The following is a 20043-nucleotide window of genomic DNA, read 5'->3' on the forward strand; positions in this document are numbered from 1 at the left end:
GAACAGGACACGAGGAGCGAAGCATGGAAATCAGCCACACCGTCATCAACCTGATCATCTTCGTGCTGGCCATCTACGTCGGCTACCACGTGGTCTGGAACGTCACCCCCGCGCTGCACACGCCCCTGATGGCGGTGACCAACGCGATCTCGGCCATCATCATCGTCGGCGCCATGCTGGCCGCCGGCCTCACCGAAGGCCTGGCAGGGCAGGTGGCCGGCACCGTCGCGGTGGCGCTGGCCGCGGTCAACGTCTTCGGCGGCTTCATGGTCACGCGCCGCATGCTCGAGATGTTCAAGAAAAAGGAACCGAAGGCCAAGCCGGCTGCGGGCGCCCAGTCTTCCACCGCGGGAGAACAGGCATGAACTTCATCAGCATGAACGTCGTGACGCTGTTCTACCTGGTGGCCTCGGTGTGCTTCATCCAGGCGCTCAAGGGCCTGTCCTCGCCGTCGACGGCGCGCATCGGCAATACTTTCGGCATGGCCGGCATGGCAATCGCCGTCCTGACCACCATCGCCCTGATGTTCAAGCTGCAGGCGGAACTCACCACCGGCGGCGGCATGGGCTTCACCCTGGTGCTTGCCGGCGTGGTGGTGGGCGGCGCGATCGGCGCGGTGGCGGCCAAGAAGGTCGAAATGACCAAGATGCCGGAGCTGGTCGCGGCGATGCACTCGCTGATCGGCCTGGCCGCCGTGTGCATCGCGATCGCCGCGGTGTCCGAGCCCTGGGCCTTCAACATCGCCACGCGCGACACCCCGCTGCCCTTCGGCAACCGGCTGGAACTGTTCATCGGCACCTTCGTCGGTGCGGTGACCTTCTCCGGTTCGGTGATCGCCTTCGGCAAGCTGTCGGGAAAATACAAGTTCCGCCTGTTCCAGGGCGCGCCAGTGCGCTTCGCCGGGCAGCACATCCTGAACCTGGTGCTGGCGATCGCGATCATCGCGTTGGGGCTGGTGTTCTGCTTCGCCGACGGCGTGGCGCCCAGCTGGACCCCGTTCATCATCATGGCCGCGCTGTCCTTCGTGCTGGGCGTCCTGATCATCATCCCGATCGGCGGCGCCGATATGCCGGTGGTGGTCTCAATGCTGAACTCCTACTCGGGCTGGGCGGCGGCCGGCATCGGCTTCTCGCTGAACAACTCGATGCTGATCATCGCCGGTTCGCTGGTGGGCTCGAGCGGCGCGATCCTCTCCTACATCATGTGCAAGGCGATGAACCGCTCCTTCTTCAACGTGATCCTGGGCGGCTTCGGCGGCGAAGCAGCGGTGGACGACGGCGGACAGAAAGAGCAGCGCCCGGTGAAGTCCGGCTCGGCCGACGACGCCGCCTTCATCTTGCAGAACGCGGAATCGGTGATCATCGTCCCCGGCTACGGCCTGGCGGTGGCGCGCGCCCAGCACTCGGTGAAGGAACTGGCCGACAAGCTGACCGAGCACGGCGTGCAGGTGCGCTACGCGATCCACCCGGTGGCGGGCCGCATGCCGGGCCACATGAACGTGCTGCTGGCCGAGGCCGAGGTGCCCTACGACCAGGTGGTGGAGATGGAAGACATCAACGGCGAGTTCGGCCAGACCGACGTGGTGCTGGTGCTGGGCGCGAACGACGTGGTGAACCCCGCCGCCAAGGACCCGAAGTCGCCGATCGCCGGCATGCCGATCCTCGAGGCCTACAAGGCCAAGAGCATTATCGTCAACAAGCGCTCGATGGCCTCCGGCTATGCCGGCCTGGACAACGACCTGTTCTACCAGCCGAACACGATGATGGTGTTCGGCGACGCCAAGAAGGTGATCGAATCGATGGTCAAGGCCGTCGACTGATCATTTCTTGCAAACCTCATTAGGGTCAGTGTTGAATTATTTTCCAGGTGATCCCGCGATCTGTCGCGCTTAAATCAAACATGGCGCCTCCTCAACTGATCCGGGATTCCTGGCGAATCATTCGACGCTGACCCTAATCCGTTCATCCAAACTTACGCAAAGCTACGCCGGGCCAGCTCTACCGTTGGATTCCTGCTTCACCGGGGCCGGTTTCGCCGCGCGCTCAGGCACGTGGCCAGCGCCTTCCCCTCCACAGGCAGACACGGTGGAACTCACCGCCATATTCCTCAAATTGATCGCCGCGTTGACGTCTCGGTCATGCTGCGTACCGCAACCTGAACAGGTCCAATGCCTTGTTCTCAAGTCGAGCGCCTCCCGCTTGTCGCCGCAGCAAGAGCACAATTTACTGCTTGGGAACCAGCGATCGACCATGACCACATGCCCGCCTCGCCAGGCTGACTTGTACTCCAGCTGGCGACGCAGCTCGTGAAAACCCATGTCGGAAACGGCCCGGGCCAGGCGGGAATTCGCCATCATGCCTTTCACATTGAGGTCTTCGATACCGATCGTGTGAAAGCGTCGCGTGATGCTGTTGCTAAGTTTATGCAGGCTGTCACGTCGCATGTTAGCGACCTTCTCATGCAATCTGGCCAGTTTCAACCTGGCCTTAGCGCGATTGCGCGAGCCCTTCACCTTGCGCGAAAAACTGTGCGACAGGCGCCGCAGGCGCTCCAGCAAAGTCCGCAGCGCCTTCGGCCCTGCAAACTTTTCTTCCGTCGACAGCGTTGCCAGCGTTGTAATGCCCAAGTCCACCCCGACCGCGCCTTGGTTTTCGACTGGCGGTCCTGAAGGCTCAGGCGTGTCCACGGTAATGCTGACGTACCAATGATCGGCCACGCGCGAAATCGATGCCGATACGATGTGGCCTGCAAAGCGCAGTGTCTCGTGCATCCGGACCCATCCGAGTTTCGGGATGCGGATGCGCTTGTCTTGAATGCGAAATTTATCGTTGGATAAGCTGAAGCGGTCGTCCCGTCCTTTTTTGCGAAAGCTTGGAAACCCGGCGCGCTTGGCAAAGAAGTTTTCGAAAGCGCGCCCCAGCTGAATGATCGCTATTTGCGGCGCGTTCTTCGTCACCTCCAACATCCAAGGAAACTGCTCGCGCTTGATGGCGTTAAGTTGGCGACGCAATGCTCCTTCATTTAGCTTTGGCAGCGTTGGATCCATTTTCCTGGCTTCATATTGCTTCTTCCATGCCTCCAGAGCCCAGTTGTAGGCGAAACGGGCAATGCCAGCCGCACGCGCGAAGTAGGTCGCTTGTACATTATTCGGATCGAGCCGGATGCGATGAGCTACAAACATTACACATCCTTTACCTTCTGCCGCATCCCGTCAACCAACTTTGGTTTATGTAGCTACAGAACCTGTCCCTCACCTCCCAGCGCCATAATGTGCTGAGCGAGACTCCCAAAGCGACGGCAGCGATACCGATTGCGACCAGTTTACTCATTACAGGATGAGATCGTGCAGAATTGGATAAGTTTCTGACTAACCGTTAAAACCCTCATCAATGAACGCGCTTCGTTTCAATGTCTTCGGCACCCTGGTTGCCATCAGCGGCAAGCCAGGTGCATGGCAGGCCTTCTACCCCGGCAACGACGGCACGCGCCGGCCGGCCGATTTCATCGTTCCTGCCGATGTCACCGAGGAGGGGCTGGCCGACTACCTGGCCGACCTGTTCCATGAAGACGCGACCCCGAGGCGCAACACAGTCGAGCGCCTCCCTGCGAATTAGGTCTTAGCGGCGGCCGAACATCATCAGGTCGGCCAGCAGCAGGCGCGCCGGCTTGACGACGTCCAGCGCCGCCAGCGACAGGCCGAGCAGGGGCTGCAACGGGCCGCCCCCTGTGAAGGCGCGGGCCATCGTGTCGGTCAGGGAGATCGTCAGACGGCGGTCCTGGGCGCGTTCGCGCATGAAGCCCTCGAGCGCGCCTGGGGTGGCGCCGCGGCCCAGCTGGCGCGCCAGGACGGCGGCGTCGCGCAGGCCGAGGTTCAGGCCCTGGCCGGCGACCGGGTGCAGGGTCTGGGCGGCATTGCCGATCGCGACCGTCCGCGCGGTGGCGCGCGCTTCGGCGTTCAGGCCGAGCGGGAAGGCGACGCGCGGCGAGGCCGACGTGAAGCTTCCGAGGCGGGTGCCGAAGGCCTCGCCCAGCTGGGCCAGGAAACCGGCATCGTCGAGCAGCTGGACATCTAGCGCCCGTTCCGGCCGCATGCACCACACCAGCGCGTACTGGTGGCCATCGCCACCGTCCTGCGGCAGCAAGGCCAGCGGGCCCTCGTCGGTGAAGCGCTCGAAGGCGCGGTGGGCAAGCGGCTCGCTCACGCTCACGCGCGCGATCAGGGCCGTCTGGCCATAGTCACGCTGCTGCGCCTTGCTTTCCTGCTGGCCGAACACGCCGCCTTCCGCCTGCACCGCCACCCGGGCGAACACGGTGCGGCCATCGTCGAGGCGCAGCGCCACGCCATCGTCCGTTTCGTCGAAGGATGCGACGCGGGTCGGGCGCAGGGTCGCCACGCCGGCCTTGTCGCAGGCGCGCGCCAGCGCATCAACCACGTCGCCGTAGCGCGCCACGTAGCCCAGCGCCGGCAGCCTGTGCTCGGCGCGGTCCATCAGGCTGCGGCCCAGCTGGCCGCGGCGCGAGACGTGGATCTCGTGGATCGGCGTGGCCGGCAGCGGCCAGGCGCGCACTTCTTCGAGCAGTTGCACGCTGCCCCAGGACAGCGCGATCGAGCGCGGATCGGTGATCGCCTGGCCCAGCGACTTGCCGTCGATGAGGGCAATGCGGCTACCCTCGACGCCGCGCCGGACCAAGAAGGCCGCCAGCGCCAGGCCCACCGGACCGGCGCCGCAGATCGCCACATCGACGTCAATGCGTTCGTCCGCCATCAGCGCTCCTTCATCATGTCTTCAATCTCGGCCACGCCCTTCGGCGCATCGCCCGAGAGCACCCGGCAGCCGTCCTCGGTGACGATCACGTCGTCCTCGATCCGGATGCCGATGTTCCAATACTCTTCCGGCACGCCCTCCGCCGGACGCACGTAGATGCCCGGCTCCACCGTCAGTGCCATCCCCGGCAGCAGGGGCCGCGAGGGCTTGTCGGCCACGCTCAGGTCGCGGTAAGGGCCGACGTCGTGCACGTCCATGCCGAGCCAGTGGCCGGTGCCGTGCATGTAGAACTGCAGATGCGCCTTGTCGGCGATCGCATCTTCGGGCGAACCGTATTTTTGCTTGTCGAGCAGGCCGACATCGAGCATGCCCGCGGCCAGCACCCTGACCGCCGCCTCGTGCATGCCGCTGTACGGCTGTCCGGGCACGATCGCGGCGAATGCCGCTTCCTGCGCGCGCAGCACCAGCTCGTACAAGGCCTTCTGCGGCGCGCTGAAACGGCCGCCCACCGGCCAAGTGCGGGTGATGTCCGAGGCATAGCCGTCCAGCTCGCAGCCGGCGTCGACCAGCACCAGCTCGCCCTCGCTGCACTGGCGGTCGTTCTGGTTGTAGTGCAGGACGCAGGCGTTGGTGCCGGAAGCGACGATCGGGGTATAGGCCGGGAACTGGGCGCCGTTGCGGCGGAATTCGTGCAGCAGCTCGGCCTCGATCTCGTATTCGAACACGCCGGGACGGGTGAAACGCATCGCACGGGCGTGGCCTGCCGCGGCGATGGCGGCGGCGCGCGCCATCAGCGCCTGTTCGTCCACATCCTTCAGCAGGCGCATCTCGTCGAGCATGCCGAGCAGGTGGTGGGTGCTGCCGGGCGCCGTGATCCCGCTGCGGCCCTGCGCACGCACGGCCTTGAGCCAGCTTGCAACCTGGGCGTCGAGGGCGGCGCTGTGGCCCAGCGCGTAGTACAGCGCCGGCACGTTGGCCAGCAGCTTGCCCATCTGCGCATCGAGCTCGCCTACGGAATAGGCCTCGTCGAAGCCGAAGGCGATGCGCGCCGCTTCCGGCCCATGGCGGTAGCCGTCCCAGATCTCGCGCTCGGGGTTCTTCTCGCGGCAGAACAGGATCGAACGTGCAGGCTGATCGGTCGTAGGCGCGACGAGAACCAGCACCGCCTCCGGCTCGGTAAAGCCCGTCAGGTAATAGAAATAGCTGTCGTGCCGGTAGGGGTAGTCGCTGTCGCCGTTGCGCAGCACTTCCGGCGCGGTGGCCAGCACCGCGACCGATCCCGGCTGCATGCGCGCCGCCAGGCGCGCACGGCGTTCGATATGGCGCGCGACCGCGGCCGTCATGACCCCGTCTTGGCCGCCAGCGGCGCGTTGAGTTCTTCCAGCTGCTGGGCGGTGCCGACGTTGACCCACAGGCCGTCGTACAGTTCGCCGCCCACGCGGCCCTGCTCGATGAACTTGCGCATCAGGGGGCCGAACTTGACGAAGTCGCCGGCCTTGATCCCCTCGAACATCTCGGGACGGTAGACGCCGATGCCGGCGAAGTTCCACTTGGCCGGGCCGTCGTTGCGCAGGGTGTACATGTCGAGCGCGAAGTCGCCTTCAAGATTGTGCCACGGATTCGGCGTCAGCCACAGCCAGGCGATGTCGCGCTTGTCCGGCGGGTAGGGGATGCCCACCATGTCCTTGTCCTTCAGGACGTCGAAACACTGCGAGAAATCGAAGTAGGGCGCGTAGATGTCGCCCGAGACCGCCAGGAAGGGCTCGTCGCCCAGCAGGTGCAGGGCATTGGCGATGCCGCCCGCGGTCTCGAGCGGAGTCGGTTCGTGCGAGTACACGATGCGCGCGCCGTACTTGCTGCCGTCGCCCAGCTCGTCCTCGATCATGTGGCCGAGGTGCGAGTGGTTGATGACGATGTCCTTGATCCCGGCGCGCACCAGGTTCAGCACGTGGTAGGTGATCATCGGCCGTCCACGCACCTTGAGCAGCGGCTTGGGGCAGGCGTCCGTGAGCGGGCGCATGCGCTCGCCGCGGCCGGCGGCGAAAATCATGGCTTTCATGAGAAAGGAATCGTCCTCAGAAGGTGTAGCCGACCTGCGGCGCCTTGTCCTCGAGCGAATCGAGCAGGCGTAGCAGCGGTTTCAGTTCGGTGTAGCGACCGGCGGTGCGGCGCACGTAATCCATGACGGTCGGCAGGTCGCCCAGGTAGTTCGGCTTGCTGTCGCGGTAGTTCAGGCGGCAGAAGATGCCGAGGATCTTCAGGTGACGCTGCAGGGCCATGAATTCGAAGTCGCGGTAGAAGGCGTCGATGTCCGGGTTCACCGGCAGGCCGACCTGCTTGGCGCTCTGCCAGTAGCGCACCACCCAGTCCAGCACGATCTCTTCGTCCCACTGGATGTAGGCGTCGCGCAGCAGCGAAGCCAGGTCGTAGGTGATCGGGCCGTAGACGGCGTCCTGGAAGTCGAGCACGCCCGGGTTGCCCTGTTCGAGCCACATCAGGTTACGCGAATGGAAATCGCGGTGCATGTAGACCTGCTGCTGCGCCAGCACGTTGGCGGTGATCGCCTCGAACACGCCATCGAGCTGCTTCTGCTGCTTGTCGTTCAAGGTCACGCCCAGATGACGCCCGATATACCACTCCGGGAACAGATTCATCTCGCGCAGCACGAAGGCGCGGTCGAATTCCGGCAGCTTGCCGGGCTCGCTGGCGAGCTGGAACTTGAGCAGGGCGTCGACCGCGCTCGAATACATGAAGGCGGCATTGTCCGAGTCCAGGCGCTGCAGGTAGGTGGTCACGCCGAGGTCGGACAGCAGCAGGTAGCCGCTCTCGACGGCTCTAGCGACGATCGCCGGCGCCGTGACGCCGGCGTCCAGCAGGAGTCCCTGCACGTGGATGAAGGCCGGCACGTTCTCGCGCTCGGGCGGGGCATCCATGGCCACCAGGGTCGCGCCCAGCTTCTCGCGCATGGCGGGAACAACGTCGTAGCGGAAATAGCGACGGAAGCTGGCATCCGCGGATGCCGGGCGGCCGGTTTCCACTTCCACCAGGCCGGTCGACGCCAGCCATTTGTTCAGCTGCTGCAGGCGCGCGTCCTTGTCAGCGGAAGTGGAAGAATTTTGATACAAAGAAGACATGAAGCGGCCTGGTGAATCGGGTTGATCAAAGTTATTCCCATATAATAAGGGATTCATTCCAAAAATACCGCCCTTTATGGCGCACGCAGATTCTCCATGAGCTGGTTTTCGGCCCACCCATTTCCTCCGCGACAAGCGCTCGCATTGTATGTACTGGCCAGTGCGGCCGCCGGCGTCGCGCTGCCGCTGCATGCACAGGACGTCGCTCCGACGCCACAGTCGAGCTCATCTCGCGATGAACAGGACCTGCCGATCACGATCCGCGCCGAGGAGATCAGCGGCCGTCCCGACCGCCAGATCAACCTCGAACGCAATGTCGAACTGACACGCGGCCAGACCCGCCTCACCGCCGACACCGCCTGCTACCAGCGCGTCGAAGACCAGGTGACGGCGGTCGGCAACGTCAGCATGTGGCGCTTCGGCGACCGCTACAAGGGCGACGAGCTGCAGCTGAATCTCGAAACGGGCAAGGGCTACGTGCTGCGCCCCGAGTACCGTTTGCAGCTGAATAACGCCCAGGGCAATGCCTCGCGCATCGACTTCCTCGGCGAAGACGTGGCGCTGGTGCGCGACGGCACCTACAGCACCTGCGAAGGCCCGGACCCGGACTGGTACCTCAAGTCGAGCACCCTGCGCCTGGACAGCGGCCGCGACGTCGGCCTGGCCGGCAAGACCGTCATCTATTTCAAGGACGTGCCGATCATCGGCACCCCGGCCCTGTCGTTCTCGCTGTCGGGCGCGCGCCGCTCCGGCTGGCTGGCGCCCACCGTGGGCTTCGGCTCCAAGGGCAAGGCCGAGGTCATGGTGCCGTATTACTTCAACATCGCCCCCAACCGCGACCTGACGCTGTACCCGCGCATGATGTTCGACCGCGGCCTGCAGCTCGGCGCCACCGGGCGCTACCTCGGCGTCACCGACCTGGGCGCCTACAATGGCGAGACCCACGTCGAGGGCCTGCGCAAGGACCGCGAGACCGGCGAAGACCGCTGGCGCGTCGACTCGGTGCATACCCAGGCCCTCGGCCCGGGCTGGTCCTACGGCTGGAACCTGCATGCGGCTTCGGACGACGAATACCCGAGCGACTTCTCGCGCACCGTGGCGGCCAGCGCCGAGCGCCAGCTGCTGCGCGAGGTGCGCACCGACTTCGTCGGCCAGTTCTGGAACCTCTCCGCGCGCGCCCAGAACTACCAGGTGCTGCAGGACCCGGCGGCCGCCAGCGACCCACGCCTGACGGTGCCGCGTCCCTACGACCGCCTGCCGCAGATTAACTTCCACGCCGGCCGCTACGACGTCAAGGGCTTCGACTGGGCGGTGGACGCCGAGGCGGTGAGCTTCTGGCACCCGGACTGGGTGCGCGGCAACCGCGCCGTGGCCGTGGCCCAGGTCAGCTACCCCTTCGTGCGTCCGGGCTGGTTCGTCACGCCGAAGCTCATCAGCCACCATACCAAGTATGACCTGGACCGCGCCAACGGCTACACCGGACCGACCAAGCTGTCGCGCAGCCTGAATACCTTCTCGCTCGACAGCGGCCTGGTGTTCGAGCGTGACACCACGCTGTTCAAGAACAGCATGACCCAGACCCTGGAACCGCGCCTGTTCTACGTGTACACGCCGTACAAGGACCAGAGCCTGTTCCCGAACTTCGATACCGGCCGTGCGGGCTTCAACTACGCCCAGCTGTTCAGCGAGAACCGCTTCGTCGGGCTGGATCGGGTGTCTGACGCCAACCAGATGACCGCCGCCGTGGTGTCGCGCTTCATCCAGTCCGACGGCGCCGAGCGCCTGCGCCTGGCCTTCGGCCAGCGCATCTACTTCGACGAGCCGCGCGTGCGCCTGCCGGGCGAGCCGGTGCACCAGAGCCGCTCGGACGTGCTGCTGGCGGCCTCGGGCCGCATCTCCGAAACCTGGAGCTTCGACAGCGGCGTACAATACGACGCGACCGGCAGCAACCTGTACAGCTCGAACCTGAGCACGCAGTGGCGCCCGGCCGCGATGAAGGTCCTGAACGCCGAATACCGCTACCAGCGCGGCAGCTTCCGCAACGTCGACCTGTCGGGGCAGTGGCCGCTGTCCTCGCGCTGGTACGGCGTCGGGCGCGTGAGCTATGCGCTGCGCTCGTACACCGTGGGCAGCGTCACGCCGGGCAAGGGCAAGCTGCTCGAGAGCCTGATTGGCCTGGAATACAAGGCCGATTGCTGGGTGTTCCGTTTCGGCGCACAGCGCTTCGTGACCGCGGCGCAGACCACCTCGACGCCGATCTTCTTCCAGCTCGAGCTCAATGGCCTGTCGCGCCTCGGTTCGGGCAACCCGCTCGAGGCCTTCAACAAGGCCGTGCCGGGCTATCAGCAGCTGTCTACCAATGTGGGGCGGCCTTAAAATTTAAGGACGCCTTAAACGCCGTGGAGTACACTACTCGGCTGGCAATTGAATGATTCTTCACCCTGAATGAGTGCTTTCCAGATGACGCGTACCACCCGTTTGCACACTATTAAGCTCGCCGCGACCCTGCTGTGCGCGCTGACCGCGGGCCAGGTCCTGGCCCAAGCCACGGCGCCGGCTGCTGCGCCGGCCGCCAAGCCGGGCAGCGGCTTCCTGCCGCCGGCGTCCAGCAGCGCCAAGGTGCTCGACTCGATCCACGTCGTCGTCAATGACGAAGTGATCACGAAAAACGAGGTGGGCAACCGCGTGGCCCAGACCGCGCAGAACCTGAAGGCGCGCAACGTGCAGCTGCCGGACCAATCCACCCTGGAGCGCCAGGTGGTCGAGGCGATGATCGTCGAGCGCGCCCAGCTTCAGCTGGCCAAGGAAATGGGCGTACGCGTCGACGACCGCCGCCTCGACGCCACTATCGCCCGCATCGCCGAGAACCAGAAGATGTCGGTGCAGGAGATGCGCAACCAGATGGAGAAAGAGGGCCTGCCTTTCGGGCAGTTCCGCGAAGACATCCGCAACGAGATCATGATGCAGCAGTTGCGCGAGCACGAGGTCGACTCCAAGATCCAGGTCTCGGAAGCCGAGATCGACACCTACCTGGCCGCCTCCAAGGCTGCCGCGGCCGAGCGCGTCGAGATGAACCTGGCGCAGATCCTGGTGGCGGTGCCCGAGAACGCCTCGCCCGAGCAGATCGCGGCACGCCGCGCGCGCGCCGACGAAGTGGCGCGCCAGCTGCGCACCGGCGCCGACTTCGCCAAGATGGCCGCGACCTATTCCGACGCGCCCGACGCCCTGAAGGGCGGCGAGATCGGCTGGCGCGACCCGGACCGCCTGCCGGCCATCTTCGCCACCGAGCTGCGCAAGCTGAACAAGGGCCAGGTCACTTCCATCATCAAGACCAACGTCGGCTTCCACATCCTCAAGATGGCCGACAAGCGCAACCTGGCCGACGAGGCCGCGCCCGAGGACGCCGTGGTCCAGCAGACCCGCGTCAGCCACATCCTCATGAAGCCGACGCCGACCATGAACGCGGCCGAGGTCAAGAAGAAGCTGCAGGAACTGAAGCAGAAGATCGTCGACAAGAGCGCCACCTTCGAAGACCTGGCGCGCCAGAACAGCCAGGAACCGGGCAGTGCGGCCAAGGGCGGCGACCTGGGCTGGCTGGAGCCGGGCGACGCCGGTCCGGAATTCGACCAGGCCCTGTCCACCCTGAAGCCGGGCGAGGTCTCGGACGTCATCGAGTCGCCGTTCGGTTTCCACATCCTGCGCGTCACCGAGCGCAAGTCGGAAGACCAGAGCAAGCAGCGCGAGCGCAATAATGCACGTCAGGTGCTGCGCGAACGCAAGATGCAGGAAGCGCTGGAAGACTGGATGCGCCAGGTGCGCGACCGCGCCTACGTCGAGTTCCGCGAGGAGCAGTAAGCCATGCTGATGTCGAACGGACGCCGGCCCACCCTCGCGGTCACGGTCGGCGAGCCGGCCGGCATCGGTCCCGAGATCTCGATCCGCGCGGCCTGGGCGCTGCGCGAATCCGCCAACTGCGTGCTGGTCGGCGACGCCGCCTTCCTGGCGCTCACCGCCAGCCTGATCGATCCCGCCATCCGCCTGTCGGCCCTGTCGATCCAGGCCCTGCGCAACGGCGGCCTGCCGCACTTCGGCAAGGACCGCCTGGCCGTCATCGACGTGCCGCTCGCGGCCCACGTGGTCCCGGGCCTGCTGAATGCCGAGAACGGGCGCGCCGTGCTGGCGACCCTGGACCTCGCGATCGAAGGCGCCCTGTGTGGCTGGTTCGACGGCGTCGTTACCGCGCCGCTCCAGAAAAGCACGATCAACGACGCCGGCGTGGCCTTTTCCGGCCATACCGAATACCTGGCCGAGAAGACCAACACCCCGAAGGTCGTGATGATGCTGGCGGGGCAACCCGGCGAGGTAGGGGGAAATGAGCAGCCTTATCTGCGGGTGGCGCTGGCCACCACCCATTTGCCACTGAAGGACGTCCCCGCGGCGCTGACGCCGGAAAACCTGGCGCAGACCATCGACATCATCGACGCCGACCTGAAGAACAAGTTCGGCATCGCCGCGCCGCGCATCCTGGTCACCGGCCTGAACCCGCACGCGGGCGAGAACGGCTACCTGGGCCGCGAAGAGATCGAGGTCATCACGCCCGTACTGGAAGCGGCGCGGGTGCGCGGCATCGATGCACGCGGTCCCTATCCGGCCGACACCCTGTTCCAGCCGAAGTACCTGCACGATGCGGACTGCGTGCTGGCGATGTACCACGACCAGGGCCTGCCGGTGCTGAAGCACGCCACCTTCGGGCGCGGCATCAACGTCACGCTCGGCCTGCCGATCGTGCGCACCTCGGTCGACCACGGCACCGCGCTCGACCTGGCGGCGCAGGGCCTGGGCCTGGCCGACTGCGGCAGCATGGAGGAGGCGATCCGCGCCGCCATGCAGATGGCGGCCTCGAACCGCCGCTGAACGAACACAACTACTAGAACACCATGAGCAAACACGTAGCACGCAAGCGCTTCGGGCAGAACTTCCTGACCGACAAACTCGTCCTGGACAACATCATCGACGCCATCGGCCCGCAACGCGGCGAGGCGATGGTCGAGATCGGGCCGGGCCTGGCCGCCATGACGGCGCTGCTGCTCAAGTCGCTCGACCACATGCACGTCGTCGAGCTGGACCGCGACCTGGTGGCGCGCCTGGAAAAGGCCTACCCGCGCGAGAAGCTTACCGTGCACTCAGGCGATGCGCTGAAGTTCGATTTCGGATCGATCCCGGTGCCGGAAGGCCGCAAGCTGCGCGTGGTCGGCAACCTGCCGTACAACATCTCGAGCCCGCTGCTGTTCCACCTGGCCGAATTCGCGCCGCTAGTCGAGGACCAGCATTTCATGCTGCAGAAGGAAGTGGTCGAGCGCATGGTGGCCGAGCCGGGCACCAAGGCCTACAGCCGCCTGTCGGTGATGCTGCAGTGGCGCTACGACATGGACCTGCTGTTCATCGTCCCGCCGACCGCCTTCGACCCGCCGCCCCAGGTGGACTCGGCGATCGTGCGCATGATCCCCAAGCGCCAGAAGCTGGAAGTGGATGGCGCCACCCTGGAAAAGGTCGTGGCCAAGGCCTTCTCGCAGCGCCGCAAGGTGATCCGCAACTGCGTGGCGGGGATGTTCACCGAGGCGCAGCTGGTCGAAGCCGGGATCGATCCGGGCGCGCGGCCGGAAGCGGTGGGCCTGGAACAGTACGTGGCGCTGGCAAACCTGCTCTGATCGTCCTTCACGGGGTGGCCGCCTGCCGCCCTGCGAAACTCCCCAATCCTGCTCTACATTGCGCTGCACAACGACGGCACATCCCGTTTTTCGTCCCTTCATCCGCCAATTCCTGCAGTCCGTCGCACCCTGATGGAAGCCGCGGGACGCCTTGGCTAAAGTGCTTCCATCGACAAGCCGCACGACACACGAAGCGGCCACCAACTCACCGAAGGGAGCACAAAATGAACGTCCTCAAGCACATGGAAGCCATCTTCCTCGCCACCCTGGTCCTCGCCGGCGTCAGCAGCTATGCGCAGGCCGCCACCAGCCGCGCGGCCGAGGCATACAACGCCCAGGTGTCGGTGGGCGCCTCGCAGGTCGCCGTGGTGAAGGTCACGGCCAAGCGTCCGGCCTGATGTCCGATGCCCGCTTCCGGCCGCGCCGGGCGGCGGACAAAAAAAAGCCCGCTGGGTAGCGGGCTTGAAATCCAATTCTTTTCTGAGGAGAGTTGGAGGAGACAGGAGTTAGTATGCTGCGTCACAGCATATAAGTCCAATTTCCCTTTCGCATACTCGACATAAGTTTTTCGAATATCTCACGAAGAGCGGGTGCAGGTGATGTTGATGTTGGTAACTTCGACGTCGCCCATGATGCCGGTCGGGTTCTGGACCGTGCAGACGGCGTCTTTCGGTTGGGTCACGATGGTCACGCCATAGGACTTGTTATATTCCACCGGGACAACCATCGCATACTTGAAGGCGGCGCCGGTGGTATTGGTTTCAGGCGGGATGATCACGGTGGTGCCGGTGGTGCTGCCATTGGCCAGCACCAGGCCGGTATTGTCCTTGGTCAGCCCCGTAACTTCGCCGCCGATCGCATGCGTCTGGATGAAGCACTCGAAGCGGGCGTTGATCACGGCCAGCTGGCCGGCCGTGCCAACCGTGCTGTTCGGCGCGTATTGGTAGACGCGGCAGTCCTGGTGCTGCGGATTGGACGTGATGCGCACATCGTAGGTGTCGCCGTACTCCAGCTTTTTCGAGAAACTGAACGTGACTTCATCGCCAGCCTTGGCCGGCGGCGCGACGTTGATGGTCTCGGTGCCGTTATTGGTCAGCGTCATGCCCGGGTAAACGATACCTGCGACGCGGCCGCCCACCGTAAAACTGTCGTCGTCGCCACCGCCACCGCAGGATGCCAGGGCCGCTGCCATTGCCAGCATGCTTGCCGGACGGATCAGGGAAAACTTCATGAAGCTTGCTCCAGGATATTCAGTGTTGATCAAGTACGCGGGCCGCAGGTCACGGTCACGTTGGTGATGTCGGCCTGGCCCACGGTGCCGCTGCCGTTGGCAACCGTGCAGGTCTGGTTGTCGGGCTGGGTCAGGATGGCGATGCCGTAGGGCGCGTCTTCGTTGACCTTGGCCATGGTGAAGGAGGTGGCGCCGGGGGCGACCGTGACGCGGTCGGAACCATTGACCAGCACCAGGTTGCCGGCGAGGCCGGTGACGGTGCCCTTCAGCTCATGCTGGCGAATGATGCATTCGACGTAGATGGTGTTGATATCGATCGCGACCTTGCCTTTTCCGTTGGTTACGGTGCAGGTCTCGGCATTGCTCGGGAAACTCTTGGCCGTGACGTTGTAATCGGAATCGGTTTCCACCATGTTAGGGAAATAGAAATTGCCGATACCTCCGTTGGTCGGATTGATGACCAGGTCGGAGCCGCCATTGTTCTGCAGGACCAGGCCAGGCTTGGTCACGCCCGAAAACGAACCGCCGATAACCCGGTCGCCATCGCCGCCGCCGCAGGCGGACAGCGCCAGCGCGCATGCCAGCGCAGCACCGGCACGCAGGTACGAACTCTTCATAATTTCTCCAAAAAATCTGACTGGTGAACGTGCAAAGCGTGTGCAAGTGAGCTGTGGACACGCTGGTGGACGATGGACGACCACATTATATTAGCCCAACATTTTAGTCCATTTAACAAGCAACTGGACGGTTTGCTTTTGTATCACGCTGTAACCGTGGGTAGCAGGGGACAGTGCCCGATTGCTTTCTACGGGCGTGCTCGCTATCCTTGGGCCAGGCACCCATCTTCCAAGCAAGCACACCATGATCCAGCGCCGCGCCTGGCCCAAAGCCGTATTGTTCGACCTCGACGACACCCTGTGGCCGATCGCCCCGGTGATCCTGGAGGCCGAGCAGATCCTGTTCGCATGGCTGCGCCAGCATGCGCCGCGGGTGGCGCAGCAGTTCACCATCGAGACCCTGCGCCAGGCCCGACTCGAGCTGCTGGCGCGCCAGCCCGAATTCCAGCTCGACCTGGGCGCCTTGCGCCGGGCCGGCCTGATCGCCGCCTTCGAGCAGGCCGGCGAGGATGCGGGCAAGGTGGAACTGGCGATGACCGAATTCTTTGCGGCGCGCAATGCGGTGATTCCCTACGACGACGTGCTGCCCGGCCTGCTGCGCCTGAAGGGCAGGGTGCGGATCGGCTCGGTCACCAATGGCAATGCCGACCTGCAGACGATCGGCCTGGCGCGCCATTTCGACGCCTCGGTTGCCGCCCCCAGCTTCGGCGTTGCCAAGCCGGATCCGCGGATCTTCCTGGAGGCATGCAATCTGCTGGGCGTGGCGCCGCAGGAGGCGGTGTACGTGGGCGACGATCTGCTGCTGGACGTCCAGGGCGCCCAGCGCGCCGGGCTGCGCGCCGTGTGGATGAACCGGATGGGCAAGGTCAACGACCTGCCGGAACAGGTCCGCCCCGACCTGGAAACGAGCAGCCTGGACGGCCTGCTGGACTGGCTCAAGCGCGAGCACGCCTGAACTGGCGCCCCGCCCGCTATCGCGTGCATAATAAGAGCATGCAACTCGAACCCCGCGCCCAGACCCTGCTCAAAGCCCTCGTCGAGCGCTACATCGCCGACGGCCAGCCTGTCGGTTCGCGTGCGCTGTCGAAGATTTCCGGCCTCGACCTGTCGCCGGCCACGATCCGCAACATCATGGCCGACCTCGAGGAAATGGGCTACGTCGCCAGTCCGCATACCTCGGCCGGCCGCATCCCGACCCCGCGCGGCTACCGGCTGTTCGTCGACACCCTGCTCACCGTGCAGCACATCGACGAGCAGGCTGCCGCCGCCCAGAACATGCGCTTCCCGAGCCAGCAGCCCCAGAAGATCATCGCCAACGCGGCCCAGATGCTGTCCTCGCTGTCGCAGTTCGCCGGCGTGGTGCAAAGCCCGCGGCGCGAGTCGGTGTTCCAGCAGATCGAATTCCTGCGCCTGTCCGAAAAGCGCATCCTCCTGGTCATCGTCGATCCGCGCGGCGACGTCCAGAACCGCCTCCTGCACACCGACGTCGACTACACGCCGGGCCAGCTGACCCAGTCGGCCAATTACCTGAACCAGAACTATGCGGGCCTCACCTTCGACCAGGTGCGCGCGCGCCTGAGCGGCGAACTGCGCCAGCTGCGCGACGACATGGGCAAGCTGATGCAGGTGGCGGTGGAGGCGGGCAGCGAGGCGATGGCCGAGGGCGACGGCATGGTGATCGCGGGCGAACGCAACCTGCTGTCGGTGTCGGACCTGTCGTCCAACATGTCGTCCCTGCGCCAGATGTTCGAGATGTTCGAGCAGAAGACCGGCCTGATGCAGCTGCTCGAGGTGTCGAGCAAAGCCGGCGGGGTGCAGATCTTCATCGGCGGCGAATCCAAGCTGGTGCCGATGGACGAGATGAGCGTGGTGACGGCGCCCTACGAGGTCAATGGACGCATCGTCGGCACCCTGGGGGTGATCGGGCCGACGCGCATGGCCTACGAGCGCGTGATCCCGATCGTGGACATTACGGCCAAGCTGCTGTCGAACGCCCTGAGCCAGTCGTAGGGGTGTAAAAAAGCGGCCATGGCTGCGTTGCCTCGTCTCGCCGTACTAACCGTACTGTCTTCGACTCGGCGCCTTGCCCTGGCCGCTTTTTACACCCCTACCTGAATCAGTGGCGGTGCGGGCAGGCCGGCTTCACGCAATTGCCGTAGATCGCCAGCGAGTGCTCGGCGATCTTGAAGCCACGTTCGACCGCGATCTTGTGCTGGCGCGCTTCGATTTCTTCGTCGTAGAACTCTTCCACGTGGCCGCAGTCGAGGCAGACGAGGTGGTCGTGGTGCGAACCGGCATTCAGCTCGTAGATGGCCTTGCCGGTCTCGAAGTGGTTGCGGTTCAGCAGGCCGGCCTGTTCGAACTGGGTCAGCACGCGGTACACGGTGGCCAGGCCCACGTCCATGTTGTCGGCGAGGAGGATTTTGTAGACATCTTCCGCCGTCAGGTGCCGAACGGAGCTGTTCTGGAAGATTTCCAGGATTTTCAGGCGTGGCAGCGTTGCCTTCAGGCCGCTGGCCTTCAGGTCGGTGGGGTTGTTACTCATGTTTGTTGCTCGTAGTTTGGCGGAGTGCTTTATGATATAGCGTTTTGGAGCTCCCGCTCAAACGTTTTGAGGTTACCTATGCGCGTCAAACCAGCCGTTCTCCACCGATTCTCAAGCCGGGCAGTCGTCGTGGCCGGCCTCGCATGCACGCTGATGCTGTCCGGCTGCGCCGCCTGGCGCAACCAGACGCGTCCTGCGCCGCCGGTGAGCACGGACCCGGCGGCTGTCGCCGCGGACGCACAGAAGTCGGCCGCCGCCGCGAATGCCGGCGCCCAGACCGTCCAGGCCACCAAGCTGCAGAAATTCATGTGGGTGTTCTCGCCCTACCGCCCGGACATCCAGCAGGGTAACTTCGTCTCGCAGGAGATGCTGGACCAGCTGAAGGTCGGCCAGACCCGCGACCAGGTGCGCTTCCTCCTCGGTACCCCGCTGCTGAACGACGTCTTCCACCAGGACCGCTGGGACTACCCGTTCTACCTCGCGCGCGGCAACGGCGAGCTGACCACCAGCCGCGTCACCGTCTTCTTCAAGGACGACAAGGTCGAGCGCTTCGAAGGCGGCAACCTGCCGACCGAGCGCGAATACATCGACCGCATCGCCGGCCCGTCCAAGGTGAGCACCAAGGCCAAGCCTGAATCGCGCCCGATGGAAGCGCCCAAGGTCGGCGGCGCCCCGGTGGTACAGCCATGACCGCCAAGTTGAAAATCGCCGTCGCCGGCGCCAGCGGCCGCATGGGCCGCATGCTGGTCGAAGCCATCCAGGCCGCGCCGGACGCCGAGCTGGCAGGTGCGCTCGACGTCGTGGGTTCGCCCTCGATCGGCATGGACGCCGGCGCCTTCGCCGGCCAGCTGACCGGCGTGATCATCCAGTCCGACCTCGCCGGCGCGCTGAAGAACGCCAACGTGCTGATCGACTTCACCCGTCCCGAAGGCACGCTGCGCCACCTGGAATACTGCGCGGCCAACGGCGTGCAGCTGGTGATCGGCACCACCGGCTTCGACGATGCCGGCAAGGCGGCGATCCGTGCTGCCGGCGAGAAGGTCGGCATCGTGTTCGCCCCGAACATGAGCGTGGGCGTGAACGTCACGCTCAAGCTGCTGGAGATGGCGGCGAAGAGCTTCAGCGAAGGCTACGACATCGAGATCGTCGAGGCGCACCACCGCCACAAGGTCGATGCGCCGAGCGGCACCGCCCTCAAGATGGGCGAAGTCATCGCCGACGCGCTTGGTCGCGACCTGAAGGAATGCGCCGTCTACGGGCGCGAAGGCGTGACCGGCGAGCGCGATCCGTCGACCATCGGCTTTGCCACCGTGCGCGGCGGCGACGTGGTGGGCGACCATACCGTCATGTTCCTCGGCACCGGCGAGCGCATCGAGATCAGCCACAAGTCGAGCAGCCGCGTCACCTACGCCCATGGCGCCGTCCGCGCCGCACGCTTCCTGGCGGGCAAGCCGAACGGCCTGTTCGGCATGGACGACGTGCTGGGCCTGAAGGGGTGACCATGGCCGTCGCGGAACTGAACGGCGCGGCCATCGTCGACGAGGCCTCCTTCCATCAGGAATCCCGGCGCGCCTTCGGCTTTCCCGCGTCCTATGCCGACAGCATCGACGCCTGGGTCGACTGCCTGAGCTACCTGCGCGACGAAGAGAACATGACCAAGTTCCGGCTCAAGCCGAACGAGGTGCTGGAAATCGTCATCGCGGATGCCGACAAGATGAAGGCGGCCGTGCCGGACCTGCTGGACGAAATCGCCTTCTGCGTGGGCGGCATCAACGAGCGCTACGAGGACTACGGCGAGAAGCCGGCGCTGGAGCTGGTGCTGCGCTAAACCTTAGCCCGCGGCTTTAAGACCGTCATTCCGGCGAAGGCCGGAATCCAATTTTGTTTGCATTCCCGTGGCCTATGCCTAGGTCAACGCGATGCGACGAACTTGGATTCCCGCCTTCGCGGGAATGACGGTTTTTCATTCTGTGGTCATAAAGACATCGCCGCAGGCGCTACTTACGCCTGGTCCACCGCCTTTCGCCGCAGTGCAAAATGAA

At 64.9% G+C, this 20043-nt stretch carries 21 protein-coding genes; 13 read left to right on the forward strand and 8 right to left on the reverse strand.

The window, feature by feature from the left end:
- The first annotated feature begins 23 nt into the window (after positions 1-23).
- Both YWC_RS0117355 and YWC_RS0117360 read left to right on the forward strand, forming a co-directional pair.
- Positions 24-365, forward strand: coding sequence for an NAD(P) transhydrogenase subunit alpha part 2 (locus tag YWC_RS0117355; RefSeq protein ID WP_027866518.1), 342 nt, complete (start codon positions 24-26; stop codon positions 363-365).
- Positions 362-1819 carry an NAD(P)(+) transhydrogenase (Re/Si-specific) subunit beta gene (locus YWC_RS0117360; protein ID WP_027866519.1) on the forward strand — a complete coding sequence of 486 codons (1458 nt, stop codon included), beginning with the start codon at positions 362-364 and terminating at the stop codon, positions 1817-1819. Before YWC_RS0117355 ends, YWC_RS0117360 begins: the two co-directional genes overlap by 4 nt.
- Positions 1820-1981: 162 nt before the next feature.
- On the opposite strand, the gene YWC_RS0117365 is transcribed toward YWC_RS0117360, so the two are convergent.
- Complete coding sequence (locus tag YWC_RS0117365) at positions 1982-3181, reverse strand: RNA-guided endonuclease InsQ/TnpB family protein (RefSeq protein WP_027866520.1); 1200 nt, start codon at positions 3179-3181, stop codon at positions 1982-1984.
- Between the two features lie 208 nt (positions 3182-3389).
- Here YWC_RS0117365 and YWC_RS0117370 point away from each other — a divergent pair, with 208 nt between their 5' ends.
- Positions 3390-3614, forward strand: coding sequence for a DUF7661 family protein (locus YWC_RS0117370; RefSeq protein WP_027866521.1), 225 nt, complete (start codon positions 3390-3392; stop codon positions 3612-3614).
- Between the two features lie 3 nt (positions 3615-3617).
- Here YWC_RS0117370 and YWC_RS0117375 read toward each other — a convergent pair whose 3' ends face one another.
- From YWC_RS0117375 to YWC_RS0117390, 4 genes are read right to left on the reverse strand one after another with little or no spacing between them, the layout of a single operon-like run.
- Positions 3618-4766 carry a UbiH/UbiF/VisC/COQ6 family ubiquinone biosynthesis hydroxylase gene (locus YWC_RS0117375; protein WP_027866522.1) on the reverse strand — a complete coding sequence of 383 codons (1149 nt, stop codon included), beginning with the start codon at positions 4764-4766 and terminating at the stop codon, positions 3618-3620.
- A complete protein-coding gene (locus YWC_RS0117380) occupies positions 4766-6109 on the reverse strand; it encodes an aminopeptidase P N-terminal domain-containing protein (protein WP_027866523.1) in 1344 nt (447 codons plus the stop codon). Before YWC_RS0117380 ends, YWC_RS0117375 begins: the two co-directional genes overlap by 1 nt.
- Positions 6106-6825, reverse strand: coding sequence for an N-acetylmuramate alpha-1-phosphate uridylyltransferase MurU (gene murU, locus YWC_RS0117385; RefSeq protein ID WP_027866524.1), 720 nt, complete (start codon positions 6823-6825; stop codon positions 6106-6108). Before murU ends, YWC_RS0117380 begins: the two co-directional genes overlap by 4 nt.
- A gap of 16 nt (positions 6826-6841) precedes the next feature.
- Positions 6842-7900, reverse strand: coding sequence for an aminoglycoside phosphotransferase family protein (locus YWC_RS0117390; protein WP_027866525.1), 1059 nt, complete (start codon positions 7898-7900; stop codon positions 6842-6844).
- 96 nt (positions 7901-7996) lie between these two features.
- Here YWC_RS0117390 and YWC_RS0117395 point away from each other — a divergent pair, with 96 nt between their 5' ends.
- The 5 genes from YWC_RS0117395 to YWC_RS33365 all read left to right on the forward strand — a co-directional run bounded on the left by YWC_RS0117395 (position 7997) and on the right by YWC_RS33365 (position 14006).
- Positions 7997-10276, forward strand: coding sequence for an LPS-assembly protein LptD (locus YWC_RS0117395; protein ID WP_027866526.1), 2280 nt, complete (start codon positions 7997-7999; stop codon positions 10274-10276).
- 84 nt (positions 10277-10360) lie between these two features.
- On the forward strand, positions 10361-11755 hold the full coding sequence (locus YWC_RS0117400) for a peptidylprolyl isomerase (protein WP_027866527.1): 1395 nt from the start codon (positions 10361-10363) through the stop codon (positions 11753-11755).
- Positions 11756-11764: 9 nt separating this feature from the next.
- Positions 11765-12814, forward strand: a complete 1050-nt coding sequence (gene pdxA, locus YWC_RS0117405) for a 4-hydroxythreonine-4-phosphate dehydrogenase PdxA (RefSeq protein ID WP_027866528.1) — start codon at positions 11765-11767, stop codon at positions 12812-12814.
- 23 nt (positions 12815-12837) lie between these two features.
- A complete protein-coding gene (gene rsmA / locus YWC_RS0117410; protein ID WP_027866529.1) occupies positions 12838-13608 on the forward strand; it encodes a 16S rRNA (adenine(1518)-N(6)/adenine(1519)-N(6))-dimethyltransferase RsmA in 771 nt (256 codons plus the stop codon).
- Between the two features lie 224 nt (positions 13609-13832).
- Complete coding sequence (locus YWC_RS33365; RefSeq protein ID WP_169728133.1) at positions 13833-14006, forward strand: hypothetical protein; 174 nt, start codon at positions 13833-13835, stop codon at positions 14004-14006.
- Between the two features lie 179 nt (positions 14007-14185).
- On the opposite strand, the gene YWC_RS0117420 is transcribed toward YWC_RS33365, so the two are convergent.
- Both YWC_RS0117420 and YWC_RS0117425 read right to left on the reverse strand, forming a co-directional pair.
- On the reverse strand, positions 14186-14839 hold the full coding sequence (locus YWC_RS0117420) for a hypothetical protein (RefSeq protein WP_027866530.1): 654 nt from the start codon (positions 14837-14839) through the stop codon (positions 14186-14188).
- 29 nt (positions 14840-14868) lie between these two features.
- Positions 14869-15456, reverse strand: a complete 588-nt coding sequence (locus YWC_RS0117425; protein WP_027866531.1) for a hypothetical protein — start codon at positions 15454-15456, stop codon at positions 14869-14871.
- A 244-nt stretch (positions 15457-15700) separates the two neighbouring features.
- Between YWC_RS0117425 and YWC_RS0117430 the strand changes: the two genes are divergently transcribed.
- On the forward strand, positions 15701-16411 hold the full coding sequence (locus tag YWC_RS0117430) for an HAD family hydrolase (RefSeq protein ID WP_027866532.1): 711 nt from the start codon (positions 15701-15703) through the stop codon (positions 16409-16411).
- 38 nt (positions 16412-16449) lie between these two features.
- Positions 16450-17466 (forward strand): heat-inducible transcriptional repressor HrcA, encoded by a 1017-nt coding sequence (gene hrcA, locus YWC_RS0117435; RefSeq protein WP_027866533.1) that lies wholly within the window; start codon positions 16450-16452, stop codon positions 17464-17466.
- A 106-nt stretch (positions 17467-17572) separates the two neighbouring features.
- Here hrcA and fur read toward each other — a convergent pair whose 3' ends face one another.
- The gene (fur, locus tag YWC_RS0117440; protein ID WP_027866534.1) at positions 17573-18001 is read right to left on the reverse strand and encodes a ferric iron uptake transcriptional regulator; all 429 of its coding nucleotides are present in this window, start codon (positions 17999-18001) and stop codon (positions 17573-17575) included.
- A gap of 78 nt (positions 18002-18079) precedes the next feature.
- Here fur and YWC_RS29880 point away from each other — a divergent pair, with 78 nt between their 5' ends.
- The 3 genes from YWC_RS29880 to YWC_RS0117455 are packed head-to-tail and all read left to right on the forward strand — an operon-like array spanning position 18080 to position 19829.
- Positions 18080-18691: an outer membrane protein assembly factor BamE gene (locus tag YWC_RS29880; RefSeq protein WP_229413128.1), complete on the forward strand. Its 612-nt coding sequence runs from the start codon at positions 18080-18082 to the stop codon at positions 18689-18691.
- Complete coding sequence (gene dapB / locus YWC_RS0117450) at positions 18688-19500, forward strand: 4-hydroxy-tetrahydrodipicolinate reductase (RefSeq protein WP_027866535.1); 813 nt, start codon at positions 18688-18690, stop codon at positions 19498-19500. Before YWC_RS29880 ends, dapB begins: the two co-directional genes overlap by 4 nt.
- 2 nt (positions 19501-19502) lie before the next feature.
- Positions 19503-19829, forward strand: coding sequence for a barstar family protein (locus tag YWC_RS0117455; protein ID WP_027866536.1), 327 nt, complete (start codon positions 19503-19505; stop codon positions 19827-19829).
- Positions 19830-20043 lie beyond the last annotated feature (214 nt).

This window comes from Massilia alkalitolerans DSM 17462, assembly GCF_000427785.1.
GTDB lineage: Bacteria > Pseudomonadota > Gammaproteobacteria > Burkholderiales > Burkholderiaceae_D > Telluria > Telluria alkalitolerans.